Consider the following 13,829-nt stretch of genomic DNA (forward strand, 5'->3'; position numbering starts at 1 on the left):
GACAGCCGGCCACCGGGCCGGACTCGGACACCGCGCTGCTCGACTCCGCCCTGGTCGCCCTGCTGCTGCCCGACCAGAAGGCGATGACCGGCTGGGAGGAGGAGAAGCGACGGGTCGACACCGCCGACCACGCCACCACCTGCACGGCCGCCGCGCCCTGCAAGGGCAAGCCGCTGAGCGGCACCGCGAGGTTCGCCTTCGGCGAGGTGGTGGTGCGCTTCGGCGTCGACACCCTGCCCGGCCGGGCGCAGGCCCAGGACCGGTACAAGGAGGCGTACGGCGCCTACGCCGACGCCACCAAGTACGGCCCGGCCGACATCGGCCTGCTGGGGACGGAGAGCCGCGCGTACCAGGGCCAGCTCGCGGGCCGGGACGGTGTGGCGATCGTGCTGCGCGCCGGCACGGTGGTCGCCACCGTCACCACCGAGGGCGGTCCGGTGGACCCGGCGGGCACCCGGAGGCTGGCCGCGATGCTGGTCGCCCGGATCGAGCAGGCCCAGGCGGGCCGCACCCCGGACGCCGCCCTCGGCTAGCCCGTCCCTTTCAGCAGGCCCCGCGGCCCCCGGACCGACCCCGGTCCGGGGGCCGCGTGCGTGTGCCGATATCACGGCCGCACCACCGCCAGGTGACGGAAAGTCAGCACTCCCCGGGTTCCGGCCAAGTTGAGGGCGGGCGTCCGCTGGCTGAAATCCATGGTCCGAATAGCGGACGCCCGAGTGGACATCCCGAACGGGAAGACCGGTCGGCGCGACGCCGCTGGTCGTGCCTGCGGGTGGCCGTTCCGGCCCCTCGCGACCGGATAAGGAGCAGGTGAGGGAAGGCTCAGCGAGCGGTGGTATCCGGCCGATTCGGGCGGGGGCCGGAATCCGGCCAGCCGGTTGCCCTGTAGCGAATCGGTAACCGAGGGTCGTACTGATGAACGAAACGCCTCACCTGCCCAGTACCGGTCCGTCGGCCCGCCGCGACTTCCGCCTCCTGCTCTCGGGGGCCGTCGCGGCGCAGGCGGGCAGTCAGGTCACCCTGGTCGCACTGCCCCTGGTGGCAGTGGTGGAACTCGATGCCACGCCCTTCCAGGTCGGCCTGCTGACCGCCGCCGAGACCGCCGCCTTCCTCCTGGTCGGCCTGCCCGCCGGCGCCTGGCTGGACCGGATGCGCAAGCTGCCCGTCCTGGTCCGCGCCGACGTGCTGCGCTGCCTCGCCGTCGGCTCGATCCCGGTGGCCGCCGCGCTGGACGTGCTCAGCCTGCTCCAGCTCTACCTGGTGGCCCTGGTCACCGGGGTGGCGACGGTCTTCTTCGACGTCGCCCACCAGTCCTTCCTCCCGGTGCTGCTGCCCCGCGACCGCCTGGTGGCGGGCAACGGGGCGATCGAGACGGTCCGCTCCTCGGCCCAGATCGCCGGACCCGGCCTGGGCGGCGGACTGGTCCAACTGCTCGGCGCCCCGCTGGCGATCGTCGCCGACGCGTTCGGCTTCCTCGTCTCGGCGGCCCTGCTCGCCCGGATCCGGGCCGAGGAGCGGCTGCCCGCGCCCGAGCCCGGGCGTTCGCTGCGCGCCGAGGTCGCCGAGGGCCTGCGGTTCGTGCTGGGCCACCCGCTGCTGCGGGTGATCGCCGCCACCACCGCGGCGTCCAACCTGTTCAGCGCGGTGCTGATGGCCGTGCAGACCGTCTTCTGGGTGCGGGTGCTGGACCTCTCGCCGGCCGCGATCGGGGTGCTGCTCTCGGCCTCGGCGGTCGGCGGGCTCGCCGGTGCGCTGTGCGCGGGCCGGCTCGCCGCGCGGATCGGGCAGGCCCGGCTGATCTGGCTCGCCCCGCTGCTCACCGGCCCGTTCGCGCTGCTCTGGCCGCTGGCCGACGGGGGCGCGGGGGCGGTGCTGTTCGCGATCGGCGGGGTGGCGGTGCTGTTCGGCGCGGTGGTCTACAACGTCGCCCAGGTGAGCTTCCGGCAGAGCCTCTGCCCGCCCCGGCTGCTCGGCCGGATGAACGCCACCATGCGGTTCCTGGTCTGGGGCACCCTGCCGCTCGGCGCCCTGCTCGGCGGCGCCGTCGCCGAGCAGGCCGGTCCGCGCGCCGCGCTCTGGCTCTGCGCGGCGGGCTTCCTGGTGGTGCCGGTGCCGCTGCTGTTCTCGCCGCTGCGCGGGATGCGGGACCTGCCGTCCGCGCCGCCGGAGGACGGGAGCGCGGACCCGGCCCCCGCTGCGGACCTGCCGCCCGCAGCGGACGGGGACCCGGCCGCCGACGGTGCCGCCGGGCGCGACGCAGCCGACGCCGGAAGGGCCCGCTGAACGCGCCGCCCGACCGGGCCCGGAACCACGCCGACCCACCGACGTCCCGAACCGAAAGCGGAGACCCTCCCGTGCACTCCAGCATCACGGCCGCCTACCTGACCCGCTACCGGTCCCTCGCCTCCGCCGCCGGGACCGGCCCCGACCCGGCACCGCTGCTCCCGCTCACCGGGGCCCAGCGCCGCTTCCTGATCACCCGCCACCGCGACCGGCTGGCCCGGACGGACATCGTCCCGCTGTTCTTCGCCTTCCCCTGGGGCACCGTCGACCTGGCCCGGCTGCGCCGCGCCGCACTGCGGCTGGCCCGGCAACACCCGGCGCTGCGCGGCGAGTTCACGGTGCTGCGGGGTACGCCGGTGCTGCGGCTCGGCGAGCCCTCGGTCGAGGTGGCCCGGGTGCCGGTGGAGCCGTCCGACCCGGCCGCCGGCGGGGTTGCGGTCGACGGAGCCGGCGTCGCCGCTGCCGGGCTGCCGGACGGCCCGGCCCGGGCGGCACTGCTGCGGGCGCTGCTGGACTGGCCGACCGACGGACCGGTGCTGCGGCTGCTGCTGGCGGCCGGACCGCAGGACGAGGAGGAACTGCTCGCCGTGGCCCTGGACCACGCCGCCTGCGACGAGCAGTCGCTCGGCCTGGTCACCGAGGGGCTCGGCGCCGCCTACGCCGACCCCGACGGCGGCGAGGACGCCCCCGGCGCGGGGCAGGCCGAGGCCGTCGAGACCTACCGGGCTGCGGTGGAGGGCCAGTTGGACGCCGAGGCGCGGGCCGCGAGCGAGGCCGCCCAGCGCCACTGGGCCGCCCGGCTCGGCGCCCTCGCCGACGCCCCGGAGGGGACCGCCCCGGCCGGGGCGGCCCGGTCGACCGGTATGGCCGTGGACCGGCTGCCCGCCGTCACCGGCGCCGCTCGGAGCGGAGTCTTCCCGGCCCTGCTGGACGCCGTGGCCGCCGCCGCCCACCGGCTCGACGACGGCGACCGGGTGCTCGCGCTCGGCTACCCGTGGGGCGGCCGCCCCGCCGACACCGCGCCCGTGCTCGGCTGCTTCCTGAACACCCTGGTCCACCCCGCGCCGCCCGGCCCGCCCCGCCCGCTCGACGCGCTCGGCGCCGACTGGTGGGACGACCTCGACCACGCGGACACCCCGTACGACGAGGTGGTGCGCGCCGCCCGGTCCGCCGGGGCGAGCTGGTCCGGCGCGCTCGACGGACTGCTCACCTTCGAGGACCTGCACCGCCGGCCGCCCCTGGTGCTCGGCGGGACCGCCGGGCGCGAGGTCCACCTCGCGGGCCGTCCGCTCGCCGCGCCGATCGCGGTCTCCGCCTCGCACGGCGAGGACCTCCTGGTCCGGCTGGCCTGGGACCGCGAGCGCTACTCGGACGCTGCTGCGGAGGCGGCCTTCGCGGCGCTGCTCGCGACCCTGCGCCACCACCTCGGCGCCGGGGCCTGACCCGCCGGGCCGTTCCGGCCCCGGACCGCCGCACCCGCCGACTGCCGCACCCGCCGGTCGGCCGGTCCGGCACGACCACCCCTACCTCCTGACTCACCCCGAACCCGCCCCGACCTCCCGACTCACCGAGATCAACCCCGACCCACCTCGCCGGGCCCGCCACCACCCCCGGCGGGTCCCGGCCCGGGGCAGGCCCCACAGTGGCCGCCCCGAGCTGTCGAACCGAATCAACAACCCGACACAACCTGGGAGTTGCCCATGTTCGCACTCTCCTCCTCGCAGGAGATCGTCTGGCTGCACGAGCAGATGCAGCCCGGCAGTCGCGCCTACAACTTCACCGCCGCCCTCGATCTCTGGGGGCCGCTCGACACCGACGCGCTCCGGGCCGGCCTCACCGCCGTGCTCGCCCACCACCCCGGCCTGCGGCTCGAACTGGTCACCCGCGCCGAAGGGTTGCCGCTCCAGCGGGTCGGCGCCCGGACCGAGCCGCGGCTGCGCACCAGCGACCTGAGCACCGGGGCGGACCCCGAGGCCGCGTTCCGGACCCTGCTGGCCGCCGAGGCCGAGGAGCCGCTGGACACCACCGACGCCCCGCTGCTGCGCTGGCACCTGGTCCGGATCGGCGACGACCACCACCGGCTGATCCACGTCGAGCACCATCTCATCCACGACGGCCACTCGTTCGCGATCCTGCTGCGCGACCTCTTCACCGTCTACCGCGCCCACGTCCTCGGCGAGGCCGGTGCCGTCGCCCTGCCCGCCGCGCCCTCCTACGAGGAGCACGTGCACGCCGCCGAAGCCGTCCGGGACGCCGGCCGCGAGAGCGGACTCGCCTTCTGGAAGCAGGAGTTGGCGGACGCCCCGCTCGACCTCGCGCTGCCGGGCCTGGCCCGTCCCGGGGCCCGCCGCCGCCACCGCGGCGGCCAACTGCGCCAGTCGATCGGCGCCGACCTCGCCGAGCGGCTGCGCGAGCGGGCCAAGGCCGACGGCCACACCCCGTTCTCCACCCTGCTCACCCTCTTCGCCGAACTGCTGCGCCGGCACAGCGGCCACCGGGAGCTGATGGTCGGCACCGCCGTCGGCAACCGGCCGCCCGGTTTCGAGGGCACCGTCGGGATGTTCGTCAACACCGTGCCGCTGCGCCTGCGGCTGGACCCGGCCGCGCCCGGCACCGAGGCGGTCGACGAGGTGACCGACACGCTGTTCCGCGCGCTGCCCCACCAGGACGTGCCGGTGCAGGAGTTGACCCGTGCGCTCGGGCGGCACACCAGCGGTGCGGACAACCCGCTGTTCAGCGTGATGTTCAGCGCGCACGACGCGCCGCTGCCCGATGTGCAGGCCCCCGGCCTGGAGGTCTCGCTCTACGAGGGCTTCAACACCGGCACCACCCGCTTCGACCTCGACCTCGTCCTGCTGCCCGACGACCGCCGGGTGGTCGGCGAGAAGCACGGCGCGGCCGGGATGACCCTGGTCTGGGACTACGACGCCGACCTGTTCGGCGAGAGGATCGCCACCCTGCTGTCCGAGCGGCTGCTCGACCTGCTGCGCGGCTACCTCGACGGCCCGGACGCCCTGCTCGCCGACCTCGCGGTGGCGCCCGCCACGACCGGCGCCACGACGGACGGGGAAGCCGCCGCCGAGGCGCTGCCCGAGCCGGCGGGCCTCGACCCGGCCGCCGTCCACGACCCCACCGCGCTCGCCCTGCTCGCCGGTTCCGAGCGGCTGAGCTACGGCGACCTCGACCGCCGGGTCGGCGAACTGGTCGAGCGCCTGCGCGCCGCGGGGGTGACCCCCGGGCAGCCGGTCGCCACCGTGCTGCCGCGCGGCGTCGACAGCGTCGTCGCCCTGCTCGCCTGCCTGCGCCTCGGCGCGGTCCACGCCCCGCTCTCCGCCGAGGACCCGCAGGCCAGGCTGGCCCTGCTGCTGGAGCGGCTGGCCCCGGCCCTGGTGCTGGCCACCCGGCAGAGCGCCCTCGCCCTGCCCGCCGACACCGTCCCGGCCCTGCTGGACGGCCCGGCCTTCCCCGAGGCCCGCCCGGCCGCCGTGCTCGAAGGCGCCGCCTATGTGATCCACACCTCCGGCTCCACCGGTGTGCCCAAGCCGGTCCTGGTCGGCCGCACCGCGCTGGCCCGGTACCTGACCGCCGTGACCGCCCGTTACGGCCTGGGCCCGGCCGACCGGGTGCTGCTGTTCGCCCGGCCGTCCTTCGACGTGGCCCTGGAGGAGGTGCTGCCCTCGCTGGTGGCCGGAGCCGCCCTGGTGCTGCCGCAGCGCGAGGTCCCGACCGGGCCCGAGCTGGTCGCCGTGCTGGCCGCCCGCGGCGTCACCGTCGCCAACCTGCCGACCAGCTACGCGCTCGCCGTCCGCGAGGACCTGCGCGAGGCACTGGCGGACGGCCGCTGGGCGCCGCGCCTGCTCGTGCTCGGCGGCGAGCGGCTGCCGGCCCGGGCCCTGCGCGGGCTGACCGGGGGCACCGCCGTCACCGTCCTCAACGCCTACGGCGTCACCGAGGCCACCGTCACCTCCACCGTGCACGAGATCACCGAGGCCGACCTGGCCCCGGCCGCCGCCGAGGACCCGGCAGCCGAGGCTGCCGAAGGGACCGACGACACCGCCGAGATCCCGCTCGGCACCGAACTCCCCGGCGTCCGGATGCACGTCCTGGACACCGGCGGCCAGCCGCTGCCGCCCGGCGCCGTCGGCGAACTCGCCGTCGGGGGAGCGGCCCTGGCCGACGGCTACCTCGGCCTGCCGGAGATCACCGGCGCCCGTTTCCCGGCCGTCCCGGCCCTCGGCGGCGAGCGCGTCTACCGCACCGGCGACCGCGGCTTCCGCGACCTCGACGGACAGCTGCGCTTCCTCGGCCGCCAGGACAACCAGGTCAAGCTGCGCGGCTTCCGGATCGAGCTGGAGGAGATCGAGGCCGCCGCCTCCGCCGAACTCGGCGGCCGCTCCTGCGCCGTCCTGCTGCACCGGGACGACAGCGCCGGACCGCGCCTGCTCGGCTTCCTCGACGGCGGCCCGCAGCCCGACCAGGCCGCCCTGCACGCGGCCCTGGCCCGCCGGCTGCCCGCCGGTCTCGTCCCGGCGAGCTGGACCGCGCTCGACGCCATGCCGCTGCTGCCCGGCGGCAAGCCGGACCGGACGGCCCTCGCCCGGCTGGCCGCCGAGGCACCCGTGGGCGCCCCGCCCGAGGCGGCCCCGTCGGCCTTCACCGACCCCGCCCAGCTGCTGATCGCCGAGGCCTGGCGGGAGGTGCTCGGCCACGACCGGTTCGCCCCGGACTCGCACTTCTTCGAGGTCGGCGGCCACTCGCTGCTCGCCGCCCGGCTCGCCGCCTGGCTGGAGCCGCGCCTCGGCAACCGGCCCCCGCTGCGCACCCTCTTCCAGCACCCCGTCCTGGCCGACCAGGCCCGCGCCCTCACCGGAGCCCAGCAGTGACCCTCACCGCCCCCGGCCCCGTCGCCGCCCGTCCCGCCGCGGCCGTCCGTCCCGCCACCGGCACCGGCCTGTCCGCGCCCTCCGCCGTCCTGGAGGCCGAGCACCGCGAACTCGTGGCCGCCTTCGAGAGCTTCGTCCGCCGCGAACTCGAACCGCTCGCCGCCGAGTTGGCGGAGTCCGCCGAACAGCCGCCGGCCGACCTGCGGACCTACGTCCGCAAGCGCTCCGCCGCCCTCGGCTTCTACGCCGGCGACTACCCGGAGGAACTCGGCGGCTCCGACATGCCGTTCACCGCCGTCGTGCTGCTCCACCACGCCGCCGGGCGCAGCGGCTGCCCGCTCGCCCCCTACGCGCTGGCCGGCTCCGACGGGCCCAGCCCGCTGCTGCGGCACGGCACCCCCGAGCAGATCGAGCGCCACCTGGTCCCGCTGGTGCGCGGCGAGCGCACCCGCTGCCTCGCGCTCACCGAACCCCAGGCCGGCTCCGACGCGTTCCGGCTCACCACCACCGCCGTCCGCGACGGCGACGGCTGGCTGCTGAACGGCCGCAAGACCTTCGTCAGCAACGCCGACCGCGCCGACCTCGCGCTCGTGGTCGCCGCCACCGACCTCGGCGACGGCGCCGGTCCGACCGCCGGCGCCACCGCCTTCGTCCTCCCGATGGACCACCCCGGGCTGCGCATCGGCCAGCGCTACGAGGGCATGTCCGGGGAGCCGCTGTTCGAGCTGGTGCTGGACCGGCTGCACGCCCCGGCGGCCGCGGTGATCGGCGGCGAGGACGGCATCGGCGCCGCCACCGGGCTCGCCATGGACAGCCTCTCCCGGGGCCGGCTGGTCGTCGCCGCGATGTGCGACGGCATCGCCGAGTACGCGCTGCGGCTCGGCGTCGAGTACGCCCGCGAGCGGCAGGCCTTCGGGCAGCCGATCGGCGACTACCAGCACATCCAGGACCACCTGGTCCGCACCCGCGCCGAGGTCGAGGCCGCCAAGCTGCTCACCCTCGCCTGCGCCCGGCTGGTCGACGAGGGCACCGAGGCGCCCGAGAACGCCGCGCTCGCCAAGCTGACCTCCTCCGAGACCGCCGTCCGGGCCGTCGACCGCGCGCTCCAGGTGCACGGCGCCACGGGCTGGGTGCGGGGCCACCCGCTGGAGTACCTCTACCGCTACGTCCGGATGACCACCATCATCGAAGGGACCTCCGAGGTCCAGAAGGTGATCGTGGCCCGGGCCATGGGCCTGGGCTGACCCGTACCGACCATCCATCGACGTCCGGAGGACCCCGTCATGACCACCATCCAGGACCGGCCCCTGCCCGGGCTGCTGCCCGGCCTCTCCGTCGCCTACGGCCGCCCGCACCGCGACGGCGCCGTGCTCGACCTCTTCACCAGCTGGGCCCGCCGCACCCCGGACGCGCCCGCGCTGATCGACGGCGGGCTCACCCTGAGCTACGCCGAACTCGACCGCCTCGCCGACGCGATCGCCGGGCAGCTCGCCGGGCGGGTCCGCCCCGGCGACCTGGTCGGCCTCTGCCTCGACCACTCCGCGGCCCTGGTCGCCGCCACCCTGGCCGTCGCCCGGATCGGCGCCGTCCACCTGCCGCTCGGCCCGCGCCCCGGCGAGCGCCGGCTCCGGGCCGTCGCCGAACAGCTGCGCCCCGCCTGCCTGATCGGGGACCCGGCGCTGCTGCCGCCCGCCCACCGGGACGGCCGGCACCACCCGCTCACCGCCCCGGGCGCGACCGGGATCGTGGCCGCCTTCGCCGAGTCCGCCGACGGTGCGGGCGCGGACGGTGCGGGAGCGGACGGCGCGGAGGCCGTCCGCGCCCCCAGGGGCACCCAGTACACCGTGCTCACCTCCGGCTCCACCGGCCTGCCGAAGGCCGTCGCCGTCGGGCAGACCGCGCTCGGTGCCCTGCTCACCTGGTACCGCGAACTGACCGGCCTCGGCCCCGGCGACCGGCACAGCCTGCTCATCGGCGTCTCCTTCGACCCGCACCTGATGGAGCTGTGGGCCGCTCTCACCTCCGGCGCGGCGCTCTGCGTCGCCCCCGAGGCGGTCCGCTGGGACCCGGCCGCGCTCACCGACTGGTGGCGCACCGCCGGCATCACCGTCGGCGTGCTGCCCACCCCGCTCGCCGAGCCCGTGCTCGACCGGCCCTGGCCCGCCGACCTGCCGCTGCGCCACCTCACCGTCGGCGGCGACCGGCTGCGCCGCACCCCCGGCCCGGACGTCACGGCGACCGTCCACAACGCCTACGGCCCGGCCGAGGCGACCGTCACCACCACCGTGCACAGCATGGCGCCGGGCGCCGAGCACGGCGCCGGTGCGCCGCCGATCGGCCGACCCGTCCCCGGCGCGATCGTCCTGGTCACCGACGAGAACGGCCGACCGCTGCCGCGCGGCGAGGCCGGCGAACTGCGGATCGGCGGCCAGGGCCTGGCCATCGGCTACCTCGACGCGGCGCTGACCGCCGAGCGCTTCGTCTCCGCTCCCGACGACCTCGACGGCACCGACCGGGTCTACCGCACCGGCGACCGGGTGCTGATGCGCGCGGACGGGGTGCTGGAGTTCCTCGGCCGACTGGACGACCAGGTCAAGGTCAGCGGTGTCCGGATCGAACCGGCCGAGGTCGAGGCCGCCCTGGAGCGCGACCCCCGGGTGCGGCGCGCCGCCGTGGTCGCCCGCCCGGCCCCGGTGGGCGGCGCCCAACTGCTGGCCTTCGCCCAGCCCGCGACCGAGGGCGCCCCGGTGGACGGCGCCGAACTGCTGGCGGCGGTGCGGCCCTGGCTGCCCGAGCAGGCGGTGCCGAGCCTGCTGCGGCTGGTCGACGGCTTCCCGCTGGACGCCAACGGCAAGATCGACCGGGCCGCGCTGCTCAAGGCCGAGGAGGCCGAGGCCCAGCAGGACGCCGAGCGCTCCGCCGGGTCCGGGGCCGACGGGGCCGCCACGCCGACCGAGCGGACGCTGCTCCGGATCTGCGCCGGCCTGCTCGGCCGGACCGACCTCGCCCCCTCGGACAACTTCCTGGACGCGGGCGGGACTTCGGTCACCGCCGCGCGGCTGCTGGCCGCCCTGGAGGAGGAGTTCGAGGTCCGGCTGCGGGCCCCGGCGCTGCTGCGCCAGCCCGATCTGCGCGCGGTGGCCCGGCTGGTCGACGAGCGCCGTCCGGGCGCCGCCGCGGGCTGACCGGCCGCCCCTCCCTCCCGCCCACCGTCGCACGGCGCCCCGGCCCACCGCCGGGGCGCCCGGAAGGCTGACCTCCTATGACTCCCTCCCGCTCCACCGCCGGTCCCGCCGCCGCTCCGGCCGCCGACGTTCCGACCGCAGGCGCCGCCACCGTCCCGGCGCTGGTCGCCCGGCAGGCCGCCGAGCGCCCCGAGGCGCTCGCCGTCACCGACGGCACCACCACCCTGACCTACCGCGAACTCGTCGACAACGCCCGGCGGTTGGCCGCCGAGCTGACCGCCCGCGGGGTCGCCCCCGGCAGCGCCGTCGGCGTGCTCTGCGCCCGCGGCAGCCGGATCGCCGTCGCCCACCTCGCCGTCTGGTGGGCCGGCGGCCATGTGCTGCCGCTCGACCCGGCGTACCCGGCCGCGCGCCTCACCGCGATGCTCGACGACGCCGCCGCCCGGCTCACCCTCGGCGACAAGGCGCTGCTGGCCGAACTCGACCTGGCCGAGGACCGCTCGCTGGTGCTCACCGAGACCGGTCCCACCGGGACCGGCGACGACGAGCACGGGCCCGCTCCGGTCGACCCGGACCCGGCCGCCGCCGCCATCGTGTACTTCACCTCCGGTTCCACCGGGCGCCCCAAGGGCGTGCTGGTGCCGCACCACGCCGTCACCGGCCTGGTCACCGCCGCCGACGGGGTCCTGCTGCGGCCCGGCGACCGGATGCTGGTCCGCACCTCTGCCGGCTTCGACCTCTCCACCCTGGAACTCTGGGGCCCGCTGGCCAACGGCGCCGCGCTCGCCGTGCCGACCGTCGAACGCCCCAGCGCCGAGGAACTCGCCCGCGACGTCGAGCGGTTCGGCGTCACCCACGCCGTGCTCGCCACCGCCCTGTTCCACCAGCTCGCCGCGCGCGGCTCACGGATCTTCGGTGTGCTGCGGCACGTCGTCGTCGGCGGCGAGGCGCTCGCGGCCGAGCACGCCGGCGCCGTGCTGCGGACCTACCCGTGGCTCGAACTGGTCAACGGCTACGGCCCGACCGAGGCCACCACCTTCGCCACCCTGCACCGCGTCCGGCCCGCCGACTGCGCGGGCCCGGTGCCGATCGGCCGCCCGTTCGGCGGCACCGGCGCCGCCGTCCTCGACCAGGACCGCCGACCCGTCCCGGACGGCACCCGCGGCGAACTCTGGCTGACCGGACGGCTGGCGCTCGGCTATCTCGACCGGCCCGAGCTGACGGTCGAACGTTTCGTCGAACTCCCCGGCCTGGGAAGGGCGTACGGCACCGGAGACCTGGTCTCCCGGCGGCCGGACGGCACCCTCGACTTCCACGGCCGGCTGGACGACCAGGTGAAGGTGCGCGGCTACCGGATCGAGCCCGGCGAGGTCGAGCACGCGCTGCGCGGCCTGCCCGAGGTCGCCGAGGCGGCCGTGGTGGTGCGCCGCGCGGGGCGCGAGGACGCCGCGCTCACCGCCTTCGTGGTCGCCGCCGAGGGCGTCCGCCCGGCGCCCGAGTCGCTGCGCCGGCAGCTCGCCGAGCGCCTCCCGGCCCATCTGGTGCCGACCGCCTGGACGGTGCTGGACGCCCTGCCGCTCACCGGCAGCGGCAAGGTCGACCGCCGGGCGCTGGCCGCCGAGGAGGAGCCGGTCGAGCCCGCCGGGTCCGCCGGGTCCGCCGTCCAGCCCGCCTCCGAGTCCGCCGCCCTCGGCCCGATCGAGCAGGTCGTCGCGGCCGCCTGGTCGCGCGCCCTGGAGACCGAAGTGACCACCCCCGACGCGGAGTTCTTCGCCCTCGGCGGCCATTCGCTGCTCGCCATGTGGGTGGTCGACGACCTCCGCGAGGACCTGGGCGTCGAGCTGCCGCTCGGCGACTTCCTGAACCGGCCCACGGTGGCCGGCCAGGCCGCCCTGATCGAACGCGCCCTGCTCGCGGCCGATTCCGCCGATTCCGCCGGGTCCATCAATGCGACCGGGGCGGCCGACCTCGTGACCGCCGGCGCCCACCCCCAGGAGTCCACCCGATGACCGCCCCGATCGACCAGGCCGAACTGCTCCGCCGGGCCCGCGGTCGCAGCAGGACGCCCGCGCCCGGCACCCCGGCCGCCGGCCCGGTCCCGCGCGCCACCGGCCCCGGCCCGGCTCCGCTCTCCCACGCCCAGCAGCGGATGTGGCTGATGGACCGCCTCGGCCAGGGCGGCCCCCGCTACCACGTCCCGCTCGCCACCCGGCTGCGCGGCCCGCTGGACCGGGACGCCCTCGCCGCCGCCCTGACCGGCCTCACCGACCGCCACCACATCCTGCGCACCCGCTACGGCCACCAGGACGACCGGCCGCACCAGGAGCCCGCACCGCCCGCCCCGGTCCCGCTCCCGGTCCGGGACGCCACCCCCGAGGAGGCCGCCGCCCTGCTGCACGCCGAGGCGGCCCGCCCGTTCGACCTCGCCGCCGGGCCCGCCCTGCGCGCGCTGCTCCTGCGGCACGCCCCGGAGGACCACACCCTGCTGATGACGGTCCATCACATCGCGATCGACGGCGGCTCGCTGCCCGTCCTCGCGGAGGAACTCGGCGCCCTGTACGCGGCCGCCGCCGAGGGCCGCCCGGCCGGCCTGCCCGAACCCGAGCTCCAGTACGCCGACTACGCCCGCTGGGAACGCGCCCGCGACGACCGGCTCGCCGACGCGGCCGCCGCCCGGGCCGCCCGGCTCACCGGCGCCGGCCCGCTGCCGCTGCTGCGCCCCGTCCCGCCCGGCACCCCCGAGCGCCGCGCCGTCCTGCACAGCGCCCCGCTCACCGCCGACACCATGGAAGGACTGCGCCGGCTCGGCGCCCGGCACGGGGCGACCGCGTTCACCGTCGTCCTGACCGCCGCCTTCGCGGCCCTGCGCGCCGCCACCGGCGGCTCCGACCTGGTGCTCGGCTGCGCCGGAGGCCACCGCGCCCGGCCCGAACTGCGGCGGCTGATCGGCCTCCAGGTCAACACCCTGCCGGTCCGCGCCCGACTGCCCGAGCCCGACGGCGACCCGCTGTTCACCGAGCTGCTGGCCGTCGTTCGCACTGCCCTGCTGGACGCCCAGGAGCACCACGAGGTGCCCTTCGACCTGGTCGTCGAACGCCTCGGCGCCGCCGCCCGGGGCGCCGACGGCACCCCGCTGCTCGCCGTGAGCTGCGATCTGGTCCACCCGGCCGAGCCGCTGGCGCTGCCGGGCCTCGCCGCCGAGGCGGTGGAGGTCGACCTCGGGCTCGCCAAGTTCGGCCTGACGCTGCTGGTCGAGGACGGCCCGAGGCCGCGCTGCCTGCTCCAGCACGACCCGGCCGTCCTGGACGGGGCCACCGCGGGCCGGCTGCACACCGTCTTCGCCGAACTGCTGACGGCCGTGGCCGCCGACGCCGACCGCCCGCTGTCCCGCCTCCCCGGCGAGCGCCTCCTCGACGAGCCGGTAGGGGAGCGGCCGGTCGGTGAGCAGCAGGCCGGCGACCACCCCGCCGTCGCCGCC

8 protein-coding genes are annotated in these 13,829 nt (G+C 77.2%); all 8 read left to right on the forward strand.

The window, feature by feature from the left end:
* Nucleotides 1-533, forward strand: a 533-nt coding sequence (locus BI06_RS35670) for a hypothetical protein (protein WP_043475288.1), incomplete at its 5' end; no start/stop codon positions are given.
* A 382-nt stretch (nucleotides 534-915) separates the two neighbouring features.
* On the forward strand, nucleotides 916-2,283 hold the full coding sequence (locus tag BI06_RS35675; RefSeq protein WP_051742637.1) for an MFS transporter: 1,368 nt from the start codon (nucleotides 916-918) through the stop codon (nucleotides 2,281-2,283).
* 71 nt (nucleotides 2,284-2,354) lie between these two features.
* Nucleotides 2,355-3,725, forward strand: coding sequence for a hypothetical protein (locus BI06_RS35680; RefSeq protein WP_043475291.1), 1,371 nt, complete (start codon nucleotides 2,355-2,357; stop codon nucleotides 3,723-3,725).
* Between the two features lie 258 nt (nucleotides 3,726-3,983).
* Entirely contained in the window at nucleotides 3,984-7,166 is a 3,183-nt protein-coding gene (locus BI06_RS35685; protein WP_043475293.1) for a non-ribosomal peptide synthetase, read from the forward strand.
* Nucleotides 7,163-8,410, forward strand: coding sequence for an acyl-CoA dehydrogenase family protein (locus tag BI06_RS35690; RefSeq protein ID WP_233290420.1), 1,248 nt, complete (start codon nucleotides 7,163-7,165; stop codon nucleotides 8,408-8,410). The genes BI06_RS35685 and BI06_RS35690 overlap by 4 nt, the downstream gene beginning before the upstream one ends.
* A gap of 39 nt (nucleotides 8,411-8,449) precedes the next feature.
* Nucleotides 8,450-10,351, forward strand: a complete 1,902-nt coding sequence (locus tag BI06_RS35695; protein WP_043475296.1) for a non-ribosomal peptide synthetase — start codon at nucleotides 8,450-8,452, stop codon at nucleotides 10,349-10,351.
* Nucleotides 10,352-10,428: 77 nt separating this feature from the next.
* On the forward strand, nucleotides 10,429-12,360 hold the full coding sequence (locus BI06_RS35700) for a non-ribosomal peptide synthetase (RefSeq protein ID WP_063795090.1): 1,932 nt from the start codon (nucleotides 10,429-10,431) through the stop codon (nucleotides 12,358-12,360).
* Nucleotides 12,357-13,829 (forward strand): condensation domain-containing protein (locus tag BI06_RS35705; protein WP_233290421.1); only part of this gene is annotated, 1,473 nt, incomplete at its 3' end. The genes BI06_RS35700 and BI06_RS35705, both read left to right, overlap by 4 nt.

This window comes from Kitasatospora sp. MBT66, assembly GCF_000710405.2.
GTDB lineage: Bacteria > Actinomycetota > Actinomycetes > Streptomycetales > Streptomycetaceae > Kitasatospora > Kitasatospora purpeofusca.

What these genes read in the sequence shown, in the direction of transcription:
- BI06_RS35675 (WP_051742637.1), top strand. Translation starts at nt 916, where the DNA reads ATGAACGAAACGCCTCACCTGCCCAGTACCGGTCCGTCGGCCCGCCGC.
- BI06_RS35685 (WP_043475293.1), top strand. Translation starts at nt 3,984, where the DNA reads ATGTTCGCACTCTCCTCCTCGCAGGAGATCGTCTGGCTGCACGAGCAG.
- BI06_RS35695 (WP_043475296.1), top strand. Translation starts at nt 8,450, where the DNA reads ATGACCACCATCCAGGACCGGCCCCTGCCCGGGCTGCTGCCCGGCCTC.
- BI06_RS35700 (WP_063795090.1), top strand. Translation starts at nt 10,429, where the DNA reads ATGACTCCCTCCCGCTCCACCGCCGGTCCCGCCGCCGCTCCGGCCGCC.